Raw genomic sequence first — 13383 nt, 5'->3', positions numbered from 1 at the left:
ATCTGTAGAAGCAGAGACCACGTGGACTACGCACATCATCAGGAGGACGTATGAATGACCCGGCACTGACGGTGGCGGTCCTGGGAGCAGGCACGATGGGGTCCGGTATCGCTACCGTCGTCAGCCGCGCCGGGCACGAGACCGTGATCTACGACGTGGATGACAGCCAGCTCGACCGAGGTCTCGGATCTGTGCGCGCCTTCCTCGAGCGCAGCGTCAGTCTCGGCAAGATCGACAGCGACGTGGCGGCGATGGCGAGCCGGAACCTTCGGGGAGTCACGTCGCTGAAGGATCTAGAAACTGCCGACGTGGTCATTGAGGCCGTGCCGGAGAGTCTCGCACTCAAGCAGGATCTCTTTGGCCAGCTCGATGACATCGTCTCCGGCGACACGTTGTTTCACACGAACACCTCGACCTTGTCAGTTACGGGGATCGCTGCCGGGTCACGCCGACCGGAACGAGTCGTTGGCACGCACTACTGCAATCCCGCACCCCTGATGAAGCTGGTGGAGGTCGCTGCTGGACGACACACAAGTACCGCGGCGCTCGACCGGACTCGGGAGTTCTGCGCGGGAATGGGCAAGACCTCCGTCGTCACAAAGGATCGCCCCGGCTTCATCGTCAATCGCTTCCTCATCCCGTGGGAGAACAACTGCATTCGTGCCCTCGAGTCGGGACTGGGCTCGATTGAGTCCATCGACGCCGCTGTTACTGGTGCACTCAACCACCCGATGGGTCCCTTCAGACTGCTAGATGTCGTCGGGCTCGACATCCATCACCAAGTCGCATCACGACTCTACGAACAACTTCGAGACCCGCGATTCGCGCCGCCTCCGATGGTGGAGCGGATGATCGCGGCCGGAGATCTGGGTCGCAAGACAGGCCGCGGCTTCTACACCTACGACGACAGTCGCCTGTTCGGCGCCTGAGCAGCTGGAGGGACACAACACCATGGAAGAGATCCACCGTGTGGCAGTGCTGGGCTGCGGGACTATGGGCGCGGGCATTGCCCAGGTCGTCGCGGCGACCGGACGGGAAGTCACGATCGTCGACACCGACAGCGAGCGTGTCGAAGCAGGCATCCGACGAATCGGCGCGTTCCTTGACGCGGGCGTCAAGCGGGGGAAGACGACAGTCGAGGAGCGCGAGGAGCTCATGTCCCGACTCACTGGGGCGGTCTCCCTCGCGAGCGTCCGGGACGCACAGATCGTCGTCGAGGCGGTCAGCGAACGCATGGACGTCAAGCGGCAGGTGCTCGCGGAGATCTCGGGTGTCGTTGCCGCAGATTCGGTCATCGCAACCAACACCTCCGCCCTGCCCGTGACGGAGCTCGCTACTTTCGTGTCCTTCCCAGAACGCTTCGCCGGACTGCACTTCTTCAACCCGGCCCAGCTCATGCAGGCGGTGGAGGTAGTCCGTGGTTTGCAGACATCGGCCGAGACCGCGACGCTTCTGAAGGACTTCGTGGCTTCACTCGGCAAGGACGCCGTTGTCGTGAGGGATCGCCCGGGTTTCCTGGTCAACAAGCTCCTGATGCCCTATCTCAATGATGTCGTTCAGGAGTATGACGATGGTCTCGCGTCGGCGGAGGACATCGATGTCGCTATCAAACTCGGACTGGGCTACCGGCTCGGCCCACTCGAGCTCCTCGATCTGATCGGCCTCGACGTTCACGAGCACGCCACGTCCAGCGCCTATGCCGGAACGCTCGACCCGGCTTTCGCGCCACCCCCACTGCTGCAACGGATGGTGGCGGCCGGATATCTCGGGAACAAGAATGGCCGGGGCTTCCGCAGTGAGGATGGGGTGCGATGAGTGGCTCAGCGGCAGTGTACGAAGATGTTGAAGTGACGGTGAATGGCCCGGTCGTCACCTGGACCATCAACCGCCCTGACGCGGGGAACAAGCTCCGCTCCAAGACGTGCCTGGAGCTCGTCGACGCGTTGCAGAGGTTCCGGACGGATCCACAGTTGCGCGCCGGGGTTCTCACAGGGGCCGGCGACAAGTTCTTCTGCATTGGCGGCGAGCATGACGAGGTCAGTTCGCTGGACTACTCCCAGGTGCTGCCGATCATCGATGTCTACCAACAGATCGACACGATCGCGAAGCCGATCGTGGCGGCTGTGAACGGATTTGCTGTCGGTGGCGGGAACGTGCTGCACACCGTGTGCGACCTGTCTATTGCGGCGGAGAACGCAATCTTCCGACAGGTTGGTCCTATGGTCGGGAGCTTCGACGCTGGCTTCGGCACGTGGTATCTGGAGGACACGATCGGCCGCAAGCGGGCGAAGGAGATGTGGTATCTCAACCGGAAGTACACCGCTGAGCAGGCACTCACCATGGGGCTGGTCAACGAGGTGACCCCAGTTGGTGGCGCGCTGGCCAAGGCCCAGGAGGTCGCGTACGAGATCTGCCAACGAAGTCCTCTGGCGATCGGGGGTCTGAAGGCGGCGTTCTCTGCGAGGCACAACGGCGTGGCCGGCCAGGCGCGGCTTGCTCACGACCAGATGCTCGGTTTGTACCAGCAGACCCGGGAAGCGCATGAAATGACCGAGTCCTTCGCGAACCGTCGCGACGTCGACTCCGAAGCCTTCTGGCGGTAGTGATGTCGTCCTCCGCACAAATCGAGGAATCCGAGCTCGTCGAACTGGTATCCCAGCTGATGAAGGGCTACACCGACGCGGCGACGAAGGGCGATGCCTTCCCGGCGGTCGCCACTCAGCTCGGAGACCAGGGGCTCTGGTGCCCCATGGCGCCGTCAGAAATCGGTGGCGCGGACCTACCGTTCGACCTTGGACTCAGATACCTCCGTGCGCTGGCATCCCGTTGGCCCGCGCTCGCTTGGGCATCGGCTCAGGCGAATGCGGTGGCCGCGGCACTCGAACGAACGGCCGGGGAACCCTCTCCCTTGGCCGAAGTCATCAGTGGAACCAGTCTCGTCTCCGTGGCCGGCCATTCGGGACCAGCCTCCACGGTTGCGCGCGTCGACTCTTTCGGATCCCCCGAGCTGCTGGTACTCGTCGATCGCGAGGGCGAGAGCTTCATCTACCGAGGCCATGGAATGGACGTCTATTCTGCCGACGGCTCTGGCCTGGCCGGCACCACCCCATCAGTTGTGTCCCTGAGGTCGATCCCCGACGCGTTGGCCGCTCGCGTCGGGGATTGTCGTCGTTGGCTCGCGCTCAGTGCCGCTGCTGTCGCCTGCGGCGTCGCGGAAGACGCCCTGGCCCGGAGCCGTTCCTATGCTTCCGACCGTCGTCAGTTCGGGCAACTTCTCATCGAGATCCCCATCGTGCGTCGTCGAATCGAGAAGTATGAAGAGCTGGTGGCGACGGTGTGGTCGCGAATTGTGGAACGGGCAGGTTCGAGCGAATCCGGTTTGGCACTGGACGTCCTGGACGTTCTGGACGTGACGCTCACTGTTGCAATCGACACGTGCGCGATTGCCGTCCAGACACTGGGTGGATACGGTTACATTCGTGAGTACCAGGTCGAGGAGAACTTGAGGGACGTGCTTTCCCTTCGAGCATCGACCGCCTGGATGGTCGAAAGTCCATGATTCCGTCTCGGTCAGATCCCAAGTAAGTTGGTGAGGCCCGCCACCTCAGCGCCGGACCATGCGTCTCTGGGACGCATCGACGGCCTGGACTGCAACGCTCCCTGTCGCTCCGGACTCATCGTCCGGTCCAACGGCGCTGCTGAGGCTGTCGACGCCACCGCTCGATTCCCCCAGCTCCCCTGAGCAGGCAGGCACCCGCACTGCGGGCGGACAACCCGCCAGGCCGGCAGCGTTTCAGTTCGCCGGCAACGTTTGTTCCGTTCGACTCTCACAAGGGACCCGAAGTGTTGAAGTCGACGACCGCTTGGCGAGGAATCGTCCCGGAATCGCAGACTCGGTTTTGGTTGGCATCCGCGCGGTCGACATTGTGGATCGGAACTGCTTGAGCTCTGCGACGCTGTCGCGGATGAACTGCTTCATGCCTCATTCGGTCAGCCGCTCACCTGCCAGATCCGGTCGTTTGGCTTGGCCCTCGTGAACTCCACGGTCCGTCTGCCTCATGGCTGATTGCCGGCCCGATCGCGAGGTCCTTTGTGGAGCTGAAGGCTCACCCTCGACGGATCTTCAGACCGTGAACTGGCTGACTGCGGTTCGGAGGTCGCCGGCCATGCGCGCGACGTCGTCGACTGCGGTGCGTGTCTGGGTGAGGGCCTGAGTTGTCGATTCCGCGGCCGAGGAGACGCCGAGGATGTTGGCGGCGATCTCGGATGAGCCGGTGGATGCCTCGGAGACGTTGCGTGACATCTCGTTGGTGGTGGCGGTCTGCTCCTCGACCGCGGAGGCGATCGTGAGCTGGTAGTCGTTGATCGAGGTGATGATGGTGGCGATCTCACCGATGGCCGCGACAGCGCCGCCGGTGTCGGACTGAATGGCCTCGACGCGGCGGGCGATGTCCTCGGTTGCCCGGGCGGTCTCTTGGGCGAGCTCTTTGACCTCGTTGGCTACGACGGCAAAGCCCTTCCCGGATTCGCCGGCGCGGGCTGCCTCGATGGTGGCGTTGAGGGCGAGGAGGTTGGTCTGCTCGGCGATGGAGGTGATGGCCTTGACGACTGCGCCGATCTCTTGGCTGCTGGTGCCGAGCTTGGCGATGGTCTCGTTGGTCACGTCTACCGTGGAGACGGCCTCCGCGGCGACCCGGGCGGCAGCGTTGGCCGACGTCGCGATCTCGCGGATCGAGGCACCCATTTCTTCCGCGCCGGCGGCGACCGTGGAGACGTTGCGGGAGACCTCGTCTGCGGCACCCGAGACGACACCGGCTTGGACGCTGGTCTCCTCGGCCCCGGCCGCGATCTGCTGAGACGATGCCGAGAGTTCTTCGGAAGAGGCGGCGAGGGCGTCGGAGGAGGCGACCACGGTGCCCATCAGTTCACGAAGTCGTCGGGTCGCCTGGTCGAGGCTGGCGCCCATCAGGCCGACCTCGTCGCGGCTGGTCACGCTGCTGGACTTCGTCAGATCGCCATTGGCCATGGCGTCGGTGACGAACTTGACCTTCCCGACGTTGCGCGTGATCGCTCCGGCGACCATCCACCCCAAGAAGAGCGCGACCAGGCTTCCGGTGGTCAGGACGACGAGGCCGGACAAGCGACTTGAGCGGTAGTTGGAGCCGATGTCATCGACGGCGATCTTCGCGTCGCTCGACTCCAGGGAGCTCAGGGTGGCGACGTCTTCGGTCATCTTGGCTGTCAGCGGTTTGGCCTGCCTCTTGTTGGCGGCGTTCCAGCCCTCGAGGTCATTGGCCAGCCCCAGAGGTTCGAGCACGGTCTGTTGCACGTCCAGGTACTCAGCGACCACAGTCTGCAGATCCCGGAAAGCGCTGTCCCGAGCGTCATCCATCCCAGTCGCGACATACGCATCCCCGGCTCGGTCGAACGCCGCGGCGGCCTCGTCGAGGGCATGGACGGCGTCCTGCTTGGCGCCCGTGTCCGTCGAGAGTGCGATGTCGCGGGCGTGAATACGCATCTGGTCGGCGGCTGCCTGCAGTGCTGCTGCGCGCTGCACCCCGAGGACGTTCGCCTGGTACATGGTCTCGGCGCTACCCGCGGAGCTCGCCAGAGCCCGGAGACCTGAGACACCGACGACGAGCCCGACCAGGACGGCCACGGCCACGGCGGCCAGGATCTTGGTCCGTACACCCCGGTCCGCCAACCAGCGCAATCGACCGGGCGATTGCTCACGCGACAATTGAGGCGACACCGACACAACACCCATTGCGAACTCCCTGTCTCAACGCAGCACCCACCCTGATGGCGGATCGCGGCGGTCAGCAGCCCGAGTGCACTGCTGGCACCCAGAAGTTCGACCGCCAGCGGCCAGACCTGAGCAACAGTCCCGATCGGGGTTGTCAGCCGCATGCGAACCCCGAGGTGGCACCACTCCGTCAATCGTGCTCACCAACGACCTTGTCGCCGACACCGATGCGCGGCGAGCAGTCGGGCACACGTACCCCGTCTATCGGCAGAACGGCGTTGTGTGCAGCAGATGAGCGTGTTTCCCAGCACGCGATGGAAGGACGCGTCCGCGGTCTGGCGGATCGCGGCAGCGACGGGCGTATGCGCGAAGGGGGGCGCAGATGCCCGAGTGAGCGGTTCGCCGACACACCGGGTTCAGGTCGCGCTTGCGACTCCCAGAACGATGAGGCCTAGCATGCCGTGTAGGGCGTCATGACGAGGGCTCACTCCACGCTCACAGTTCCAACGACCTGTTGCTGATCCTGGCCCAGCGGCCCGAGGCCTCCCAGGGGCAGGACCGAGCGAGAAGCGACGGCCTCTGTGTCCGATTCGCAGCCTATCCGGCCATCGTCGCCGAGGCCGCGCACGAGGACCGCGAAGGCGCCGCGGCGGGTGGCGTCGCGCTCGTCGAGCAGGTGACGTCGCTCGGGGATGTGCCGGGCGAGCGCATGTGGGCGGGCACGAAGACGCCAAGTGGCTGTCGCGAATGAGCGTGTAACGGACGCCGGCGTGGCAGTCCAGGGATAGATGTCGAGGTCTCCCGAGGGAGAGGCTCCTACACGCTCATCCTGGAACACCTCGACGTGTCCAACGCTACCGTCGGCGATCGCCCGCATACGTTTCGACTACGCCACCCGCGAGGCGGCGGTGGCCTGCTGCTCGTTCCCGCCGGCAGATCGGCACGATGCGGGACGCGGCTACTACGCGCAGATCGCGGCCGGCTCCCGCCGTCGTTGCGACTGTGTCGACACGCCTCCGGTGCGCGCGCATCTGCAGGTCCGGCGGGTTCGGACCGCGCGGGAGGCGCGACAGTGCGGAGACCTCGGGGATCTGCCATCTCAATTCGTGATGGTAGCGGTCACTTCCATGCGTTGGACTCTTTCTAGATAATCTCTAGTATTTAAGGTGTGAATAATCTATCCAGGCGGTCGCGTATCGGCGCCGCCGCGATCGCCGCCGGTCTGTTGACCACCTCGCTGACGGCGTGCTCGGGCGCCAGCGCACACGATGACGCCATCCGCGTTGGCTACTTCCCCAATCTGGCGCATGCCGGAGCGATTCTCGGCGTCGAGGGTGGCTACTTTGCCGATCACCTGGGCGACGTCGACTTGACGACCGAGGTCATCACGGCGGGTCCCGACGCTGTCACGGCCCTGGTGTCGGACAAGGTCGACATGGCCTTCCTCGGGCCGGCGCCCGCTGTCAACGCCTACCTCAAGTCTGACGGCGACGTCACGTTGATCAGTGGTGCCTCGTCGGGCGGGGTGCGATTCGTGGCCCGACCCGAGTTGGTCGAGAGCGGCGACTTCAGCGGCGCTAAGATCGCGAGCCCAGCCCTGGGTGGTTCGCCCGATGTTGCGCTGAGGTACTGGCTCGGCGACGAGGGCTACGCCGTAGACGTGCCCGACGCCGAGAACGGTGTCAGCGTGGTCCCGCAGGAGCCAGGCCAGTCGGTCGGCGCGTACGCCTCGGGAGCCATCGACGGCGCCTGGATGCACGAGCCGTTCGTGAGCCTACTCGAGGACGCCGGAGCCGAGGAGGTGGTGGACGAGCGTGACCTGTGGCCAGGCGGCCAGTTCGCGACAACGGTGCTTGTCGTGCGCACCAGCGTGCTCGAGGAGCGCCGCGATGACGTCGAGGCGGTGCTCGCGGGCCTGGTCGACGCGATGGACGCGATCGACTCAGACCCATCAGGCAGCCGAGCCATCGTGGCGTCGTTCATCGCCGGGCAGACTGGGCTCGAGCTCGACCCGGCGCTGGTCGGGAAGGCATGGAGCTCCATCGACTTCACGACCGATCCGCTCGAGGACACCATCGAGTCCGGCGCGCGGCGAGCCGTCGTCCAGGGTGTCCTCGACAGCGCCGACCTCGACGGCTTCGTCGACCTGGGCCCGTTGACCGAGGTCGGCGGCAGCGAGTGAGCACAGGACTGAGGCCGCTTCGGATGAGCGGCGACGACGCCGCGACCGGTGCTGAGCCCGGTGCCGTGAACCTGAACCACCCCGGGGTCGAGCCGGCGATCGTGCGGCTCGACAGTGTCACTCACGAGTACGGCGGAGCTGGTCGTCGCGTGGTGGCGCTCCAGGATCTCGACCTCGCCGTAGGACGCGGAGAGCTCCTCTGTCTCCTGGGTGCCTCGGGCTGTGGCAAGTCCACCATGCTCAACCTGATCGCGGGGCTCGAGGATCCGACGCGGGGTGCCGTGACCCGTCCCGAGTCAGGCGCCGCGCTGATGTTCCAGGACAGCGCCCTCTTCCCCTGGCTCGACGTGACGACGAACGTCGAGCTCGCCCTTCGCCTGAGAGGCGTGCCTCGCCGCGAACGCCAGCAGGAGGCGCGACGTCTGCTCGCCTTGGTGCGACTCGAGGATGCCGCTAAGCGTCGGGTCCACGAGCTGTCCGGCGGGATGCGGCAACGAGCAGCGCTGGCGCGCGCGTTGGCCCAGAACACCGAGGTCCTGCTCATGGATGAGCCGTTTGCCGCCCTCGACGCCATCACCCGAGACCTGTTGCACCTCGAGCTTCTCGACCTCTGGCGCGAACTCGGACGCACCATCGTCTTCGTGACCCACAACGTCCGCGAGGCAGTCGCCCTCGGGCAGCGGGTCTTGCTGCTCTCGTCGCGCCCTGGTCGTGTGATCGGGGAATGGCACACCGCCGATGTCGAGGGCCACGGCGCTCAGGCGGCCGGTATCGCTGCCGACATCACTGCCGCGCTGCGACGAGAGCTGGAGCGCCATGCCTGAGACGACCACGATCTCCCGCGCCGAGGACGGCCTGGACCGGCTCGAGCAGACGAGCGGCGACCGGCCCCGAATCGGCCGGGCTGGCTTGCGGATCCTCGCGGCACCGCTACCGGCTATCGGTGCTGTCGCCGTGATGGTCGGCGTCTGGCAGTTGGTGTTCAGCCTCGAGCTCCAACCGCCATCGGTCCTGCCCTCGCCGGCGGAGGTCGCCGAAACCGCGGTCGACCTCGCGCGAGACGGGAGCCTGGTCGAAGCGCTGTGGGTCAGTGGGTCACGCGCCGTGGTCGGATTTGCACTCTCCGTGTTCGTCGGCACCCTCCTTGGGCTCGCCCTCGCGCGGGTGCGGCTGTTGCGGGCCGCGCTCGGTCCCCTCGTCACAGCGCTGCTGGCGATGCCGGCCGTCGCGTGGGTGCCGGCTGCGATCATCGCGTTCGGCTTCACCGACGCCGCCATCTACTCCGTGGTGCTCGTCGGCGCCGTCCCCTCTGTGGCCAACGGCCTCGTCGCTGGGGTCGACACCATCCCGCCGCTGCTCCACCGAGCCGGACAGGTCCTCGGCGCCCGGGGCTGGACCATGGTGCGACACGTCTTGTTGCCCGCCGCGCTTCCCGGCTACATAGCTGGCGTGCGTCAGGCCTGGGCGTTCGCGTGGCGCTCACTGATGGCGGCTGAGCTGATCGCGTCGTCGCCCCAACTGGGGGTTGGCGTCGGTCAACTCCTCCAGCAGGGCCGCACCCTCTTCGACATGCCCAGGGTCATCGTAGCGATGGGACTCGTCTTGCTGATCGGGTTGGTCGTCGAGCTGGGCGTGTTCGGTCCGCTCGAGCGACGGGTGCTCCGCTTGCGCGGAATGGCTCTGCGATGACCGTTCTAGCCGGGCATGGAGCGTGCGGCCGCCTCAGCGAAGGCGCGAGCGGCTGCAGTGCCGGTCCGGGCAGCCGGCAGGACCAGGGCCACGCGACGGGTCGGGTTCCCCTCGATCGCGACCGGTACGAGGGCCACCTCGCGGCTCCAGCTCGCAACCACGCTGCGCGGCAGCACGCCGATGGCCAGCCCGCGCTCGACGAACTGCACCACCTGCTCGACCCTGGTGACCTCGAACGCGATCCGACGCTCAAAGGTCAGCAGCCGGTCGAGCTCCTGACGCAGGGCGTAGTCGGTGGGGAAGTCGACGAACCGCTGGTCCACCAGCTGGTCCGCCGCGACCTGGGGGCGACCGGCGAGCTGATGGCCCTGGGGGACGACCAGGCAAAGGTCCTCGACGAGGCTGGCCCGGTAGCGCAGCCCCTCGCTCTCGGGTCCCGAAGGCACTCCCACGACCGCACAGTCGAGCTCGCCGCGGCGTACTTGCTCCCGCAGCTGCATGCTGTGACCGCTCGAGATCGTCACGTCGACCCCGGGATGGGCGCGATGGAAGTCGGCCACCAGGCCGGCGACCTGCACGGTCGCCGGCGGGACTGCCATCAGGCCCAGCGTGACGCGTCCCCGGACCGCTCCCGAGAGCTCCTGCGCCGTCGTTCGGACCTGCTCGAACGCGCCGACGGCCTCTCTGATCGCCGGGAGCAGCGCCTCGCCGTCCGGCGTCAGACTCACTGACCGGGGGTGTCGGTCAAAGATCCGAATCCCGAGCTCGTCCTCGAGCTTGCGGATCTGCTGGCTCAGCGCTGACTGCACGACGAAGCACTCGGCTGCCGCCCGCGTGAAGCTGCCGTGGTCGCTGATAGCCACGGCGTACACAAGCTGGCGGTGCTCCACACGATCCATCCAACCAGACCCATCACGCCGTCAGATCGATTTGCTCATCGCCATCATGAAACGACGCTGCACCGAGGAGAAACCCATGACCACGACAGTCCCCGACTCGACAGACCGGTCCGGGAACCCGGCACCTCGGCGGGTCGCCGTCGCCGCGAGAGAGGTGCGGACCGACACGCTTGACTGCTCCGATGACGCCGTCAGTGCGACTATCAATCGGGAGATCGACGAGCTGCCCTTCCTGGGTGCGCTCTACTGCGACACGGCCGAGGTCGTCGCCGGGTCCGTCTGCGAGATCGTCCTCGACTACGTCGTCGGCGCGTCCGGCATCGCCGACAGCGGGTGGCTCAAGCTCTGCTTCAAGTACTACTCCGATTGGGACCTCCAGACCGACGATCCCCAGGGTCGGGACTACGTCACCGCCGAGATCACCCATCGATCGACGCTCGGGGTGGGCGGGCCGGCCGACGCAGGCACCGCTCGCGAGCTCAAGGTCCGCTACGACGTGAAGGGCGGCGAGCGGCCGTACCAGAAGGCCGTCGTCATTCACGTGGTCGACGGCTACCTGCGTCCGGGGGACGTGATCACGATCCGTTTCGGCGACCGCCGCGCCGGAGGGCCGGGCACGAGGGTCCAGACCTTCGTCGAGCACGGGTTCCCCCTTCTGCTGCACGTCGACACGCTCGGCACCTCGCGCATGGCCCAGGCGTGCGAGCACCGCCTCGACGTCGTCGCCGGCCCACCGGACCGGCTCGTGGTCACCTCACCAAGACTCGTGCGCGAAGGGTCCGTGGTGCCAGTGCGTGCCCATCTCCAGGACGCGTGGGGCAATGCCTGCACCCCGCTCGAGGTGCAGATGGTTGCCGACTCCGACGTGCTCGAAGGCACCACCGTGCTCGAGCCGGTCGGCAACCGGTGGGCCGCGGGTCTGGCGCGCTGCACCGCCCGCCAGACCGGTACCGGCGACATCGTGGTGACCGCGACGGCACCCGACGGGACCTTGTGGAGCGCCAGCACAATGCTCGACGTCGTCGGCGTCGACGAGCTGCCCGCACTGCCGGGATCCCGGGCGGTCTTCGCCGACCTGCATGTGCACTCCGATGACACGGTCGGAACGCAGGACACCCCGTGGAACCTGGCCTACGGTCGCGAAGTCGGCTCTCTTGACATCCTCGGGTACACGGCCAACGACTTCCAGGTCACCGACGAAGCCTGGGACGAGACCGTCCGACAGTGCGACGCCGCCGGTGACACCGAGTTCGTCTGCTACCCCGGCGTCGAGTGGTGCGGCAACGCCGGGGTTGGCGGCGACCACAACGTGGTCTACGTCGGTTCCGACGCGACGCTGGCCCGCTCGCTCGAGTGGCGCATCGGCATGAACGCGTCGGTTCCTGTCCCTGAGCACTGGCCGATCACCCGGTTGTACGACGCCTACGCCGCGCACCCCGAGGACTACCTCATGATCCCGCACGTTGGCGGCCGTCGCGGGATGTTGCACTGGCACCACCCCCATCTGGAACGCCTCATCGAGGTCCACTCGGCCTGGGGGACGAGCCCGTTCTTCTACGAGGAGGCGCTGCGACGAGGGCTACGCCTCGGGGTCAGCGCCGCCAGCGATGAGCACCGCGGCCGGCCCGGCTCCGGTGCTCCGGGCGCGAACATCTTCGGCGGTCGCGGCGGCCTCACAGGGGTCTTGACCCCCCAGCTCGCGCCGCGCGCAGTCGCCGACACGCTCCGCGACCGCCGCACGTGGGCCACCACGGGTGCACGCGCCGTCGGGCTCCTCAGCACCAACGATGCCGTCATGGGGGACGACGTCACCCTGACCGACGACCGTGACCGCATCGACGTCGACCTCGCCCTCTTCGCCGACGGCACCTGGGACGAAGTGACCCTGCGCGACGCAGACGGCGTGCTGGCCCTGATCGACCTCCACGCCGAAGCTGGTTACAGCCCCGACCTCGTGCGGGTCCGATGGGGCGGGGCACGCCACCGCGACCGCTACCGCTGGGCCACCTGGCGCGGTGCTATCGAGGTAGGCGGAACCTCGGTCGCGTCCCACGCTCCCTGGGCCCGGCTGGACCCCGAGTCGCGCATCGACCATCACGACGCCTGCACCACGGTGTGGTCCCGCACCTACGGCAACACGACCGGGATGGTCCTCAGCCTCGACGACCTCGCCTCAGCGACCATCTCGGTCGAGCTGGAGATCGCCGAGGAGGGCAGGGGCGCGTCGTTCACCGTGGACGGAGCCGCCCTCCTCTCTGACAGCCGGACTCGGACGGATCTCGGCGGAGCCGACCTACACGTCGTCGTCGAACGTGTGGCCGACCCGGCGCACCTTCCTCGCACCGTTCGCCGCTCCTTTGACGTCATCACCCCTCTAGGCCAGAGCCTCGTCTACGCCCGCGCCCGCCAATGGGACGGTCAAGAGCTCTGGACCAGCCCACTGTTCTTGCAGCGTTGAGAGCTCGCCGCGATCCTGCTCAGCTTCGAGGCGGCTTGGGCTAAGTACGTCGACGGCAGGCGAGGGCGAGCTTCAGGCGCGAGGATCGAGATTCAGCGTTGCTGGGTCGATTCAGCGCATCTGTCGGCAACACTGCGTCTCGCTCATCGAGGATGTCACTCACTCACATGGCGCGGAGTGGCGGGGGCGCAAGGTTGGATCATATGGAGCGTTCGGCTCCTCGGCAGGTAGAGGAACTCATAACGCCGCCTGCTTCTTGCCGAGCCTCGACGGATGTCCGAGGTCGTGGAGGCTGTGGCGGAGTCGCTCGGGGAGGCTGGTTGACTTCGAGGGACCGGTTCTGCGCTGAGCTCAGGTGAAGCGAGCTTGGCGCGTTCGCTCTACTATGTGACCTGACGTTCGCGCGCGA

At 66.7% G+C, this 13383-nt stretch carries 12 protein-coding genes; 10 read left to right on the top strand and 2 right to left on the bottom strand.

Going from position 1 to position 13383, the window contains the following annotated elements:
• Positions 1–50: 50 nt before the first annotated feature.
• Genes ABEA33_RS04480 through ABEA33_RS04465 form a run of 4 tightly spaced genes read left to right on the top strand, consistent with a single transcriptional unit; the run spans position 51 to position 3559 of the window.
• A complete protein-coding gene (locus ABEA33_RS04480) occupies positions 51–929 on the top strand; it encodes a 3-hydroxyacyl-CoA dehydrogenase family protein (RefSeq protein ID WP_345525388.1) in 879 nt (292 codons plus the stop codon).
• 22 nt (positions 930–951) lie between these two features.
• Entirely contained in the window at positions 952–1815 is an 864-nt protein-coding gene (locus tag ABEA33_RS04475) for a 3-hydroxyacyl-CoA dehydrogenase family protein (RefSeq protein ID WP_345525387.1), read from the top strand.
• A complete protein-coding gene (locus tag ABEA33_RS04470; protein ID WP_345525386.1) occupies positions 1812–2603 on the top strand; it encodes an enoyl-CoA hydratase-related protein in 792 nt (263 codons plus the stop codon). Before ABEA33_RS04475 ends, ABEA33_RS04470 begins: the two co-directional genes overlap by 4 nt.
• A 2-nt stretch (positions 2604–2605) precedes the next feature.
• Positions 2606–3559, top strand: coding sequence for an acyl-CoA dehydrogenase family protein (locus tag ABEA33_RS04465; protein ID WP_345525385.1), 954 nt, complete (start codon positions 2606–2608; stop codon positions 3557–3559).
• 564 nt (positions 3560–4123) lie between these two features.
• On the opposite strand, the gene ABEA33_RS04460 is transcribed toward ABEA33_RS04465, so the two are convergent.
• Positions 4124–5704 carry a methyl-accepting chemotaxis protein gene (locus tag ABEA33_RS04460; protein WP_345525384.1) on the bottom strand — a complete coding sequence of 527 codons (1581 nt, stop codon included), beginning with the start codon at positions 5702–5704 and terminating at the stop codon, positions 4124–4126.
• Positions 5705–6260: 556 nt separating this feature from the next.
• Between ABEA33_RS04460 and ABEA33_RS04455 the strand changes: the two genes are divergently transcribed.
• The 4 genes from ABEA33_RS04455 to ABEA33_RS04440 all read left to right on the top strand — a co-directional run bounded on the left by ABEA33_RS04455 (position 6261) and on the right by ABEA33_RS04440 (position 9617).
• On the top strand, positions 6261–6497 hold the full coding sequence (locus ABEA33_RS04455; RefSeq protein WP_345525383.1) for a hypothetical protein: 237 nt from the start codon (positions 6261–6263) through the stop codon (positions 6495–6497).
• A gap of 417 nt (positions 6498–6914) precedes the next feature.
• Positions 6915–7928 (top strand): ABC transporter substrate-binding protein, encoded by a 1014-nt coding sequence (locus tag ABEA33_RS04450; RefSeq protein WP_345525382.1) that lies wholly within the window; start codon positions 6915–6917, stop codon positions 7926–7928.
• A 23-nt stretch (positions 7929–7951) separates the two neighbouring features.
• Positions 7952–8752 (top strand): ABC transporter ATP-binding protein, encoded by an 801-nt coding sequence (locus tag ABEA33_RS04445; protein WP_345525381.1) that lies wholly within the window; start codon positions 7952–7954, stop codon positions 8750–8752.
• The gene (locus tag ABEA33_RS04440; protein WP_345525380.1) at positions 8745–9617 is read left to right on the top strand and encodes an ABC transporter permease; all 873 of its coding nucleotides are present in this window, start codon (positions 8745–8747) and stop codon (positions 9615–9617) included. The genes ABEA33_RS04445 and ABEA33_RS04440 overlap by 8 nt, the downstream gene beginning before the upstream one ends.
• A gap of 5 nt (positions 9618–9622) precedes the next feature.
• Here the strand turns inward: ABEA33_RS04440 and ABEA33_RS04435 are convergent, their stop codons facing one another.
• Positions 9623–10507 carry a LysR family transcriptional regulator gene (locus tag ABEA33_RS04435; protein ID WP_345525379.1) on the bottom strand — a complete coding sequence of 295 codons (885 nt, stop codon included), beginning with the start codon at positions 10505–10507 and terminating at the stop codon, positions 9623–9625.
• Between the two features lie 85 nt (positions 10508–10592).
• On the opposite strand from ABEA33_RS04435, the gene ABEA33_RS04430 reads away from it, so the two are divergent.
• Both ABEA33_RS04430 and ABEA33_RS27370 read left to right on the top strand, forming a co-directional pair.
• Entirely contained in the window at positions 10593–12974 is a 2382-nt protein-coding gene (locus tag ABEA33_RS04430; protein ID WP_345525378.1) for a hypothetical protein, read from the top strand.
• Positions 12975–13083: 109 nt separating this feature from the next.
• A complete protein-coding gene (locus tag ABEA33_RS27370) occupies positions 13084–13323 on the top strand; it encodes a DegT/DnrJ/EryC1/StrS family aminotransferase (protein WP_425577320.1) in 240 nt (79 codons plus the stop codon).
• Positions 13324–13383 lie beyond the last annotated feature (60 nt).

It is taken from the genome of Nocardioides endophyticus (assembly GCF_039543845.1).
GTDB lineage: Bacteria > Actinomycetota > Actinomycetes > Propionibacteriales > Nocardioidaceae > Nocardioides > Nocardioides endophyticus.
The sequence above is the reverse complement of the archived record's forward strand: the minus strand, read 5'-3'. Positions and strand labels throughout refer to the sequence as shown.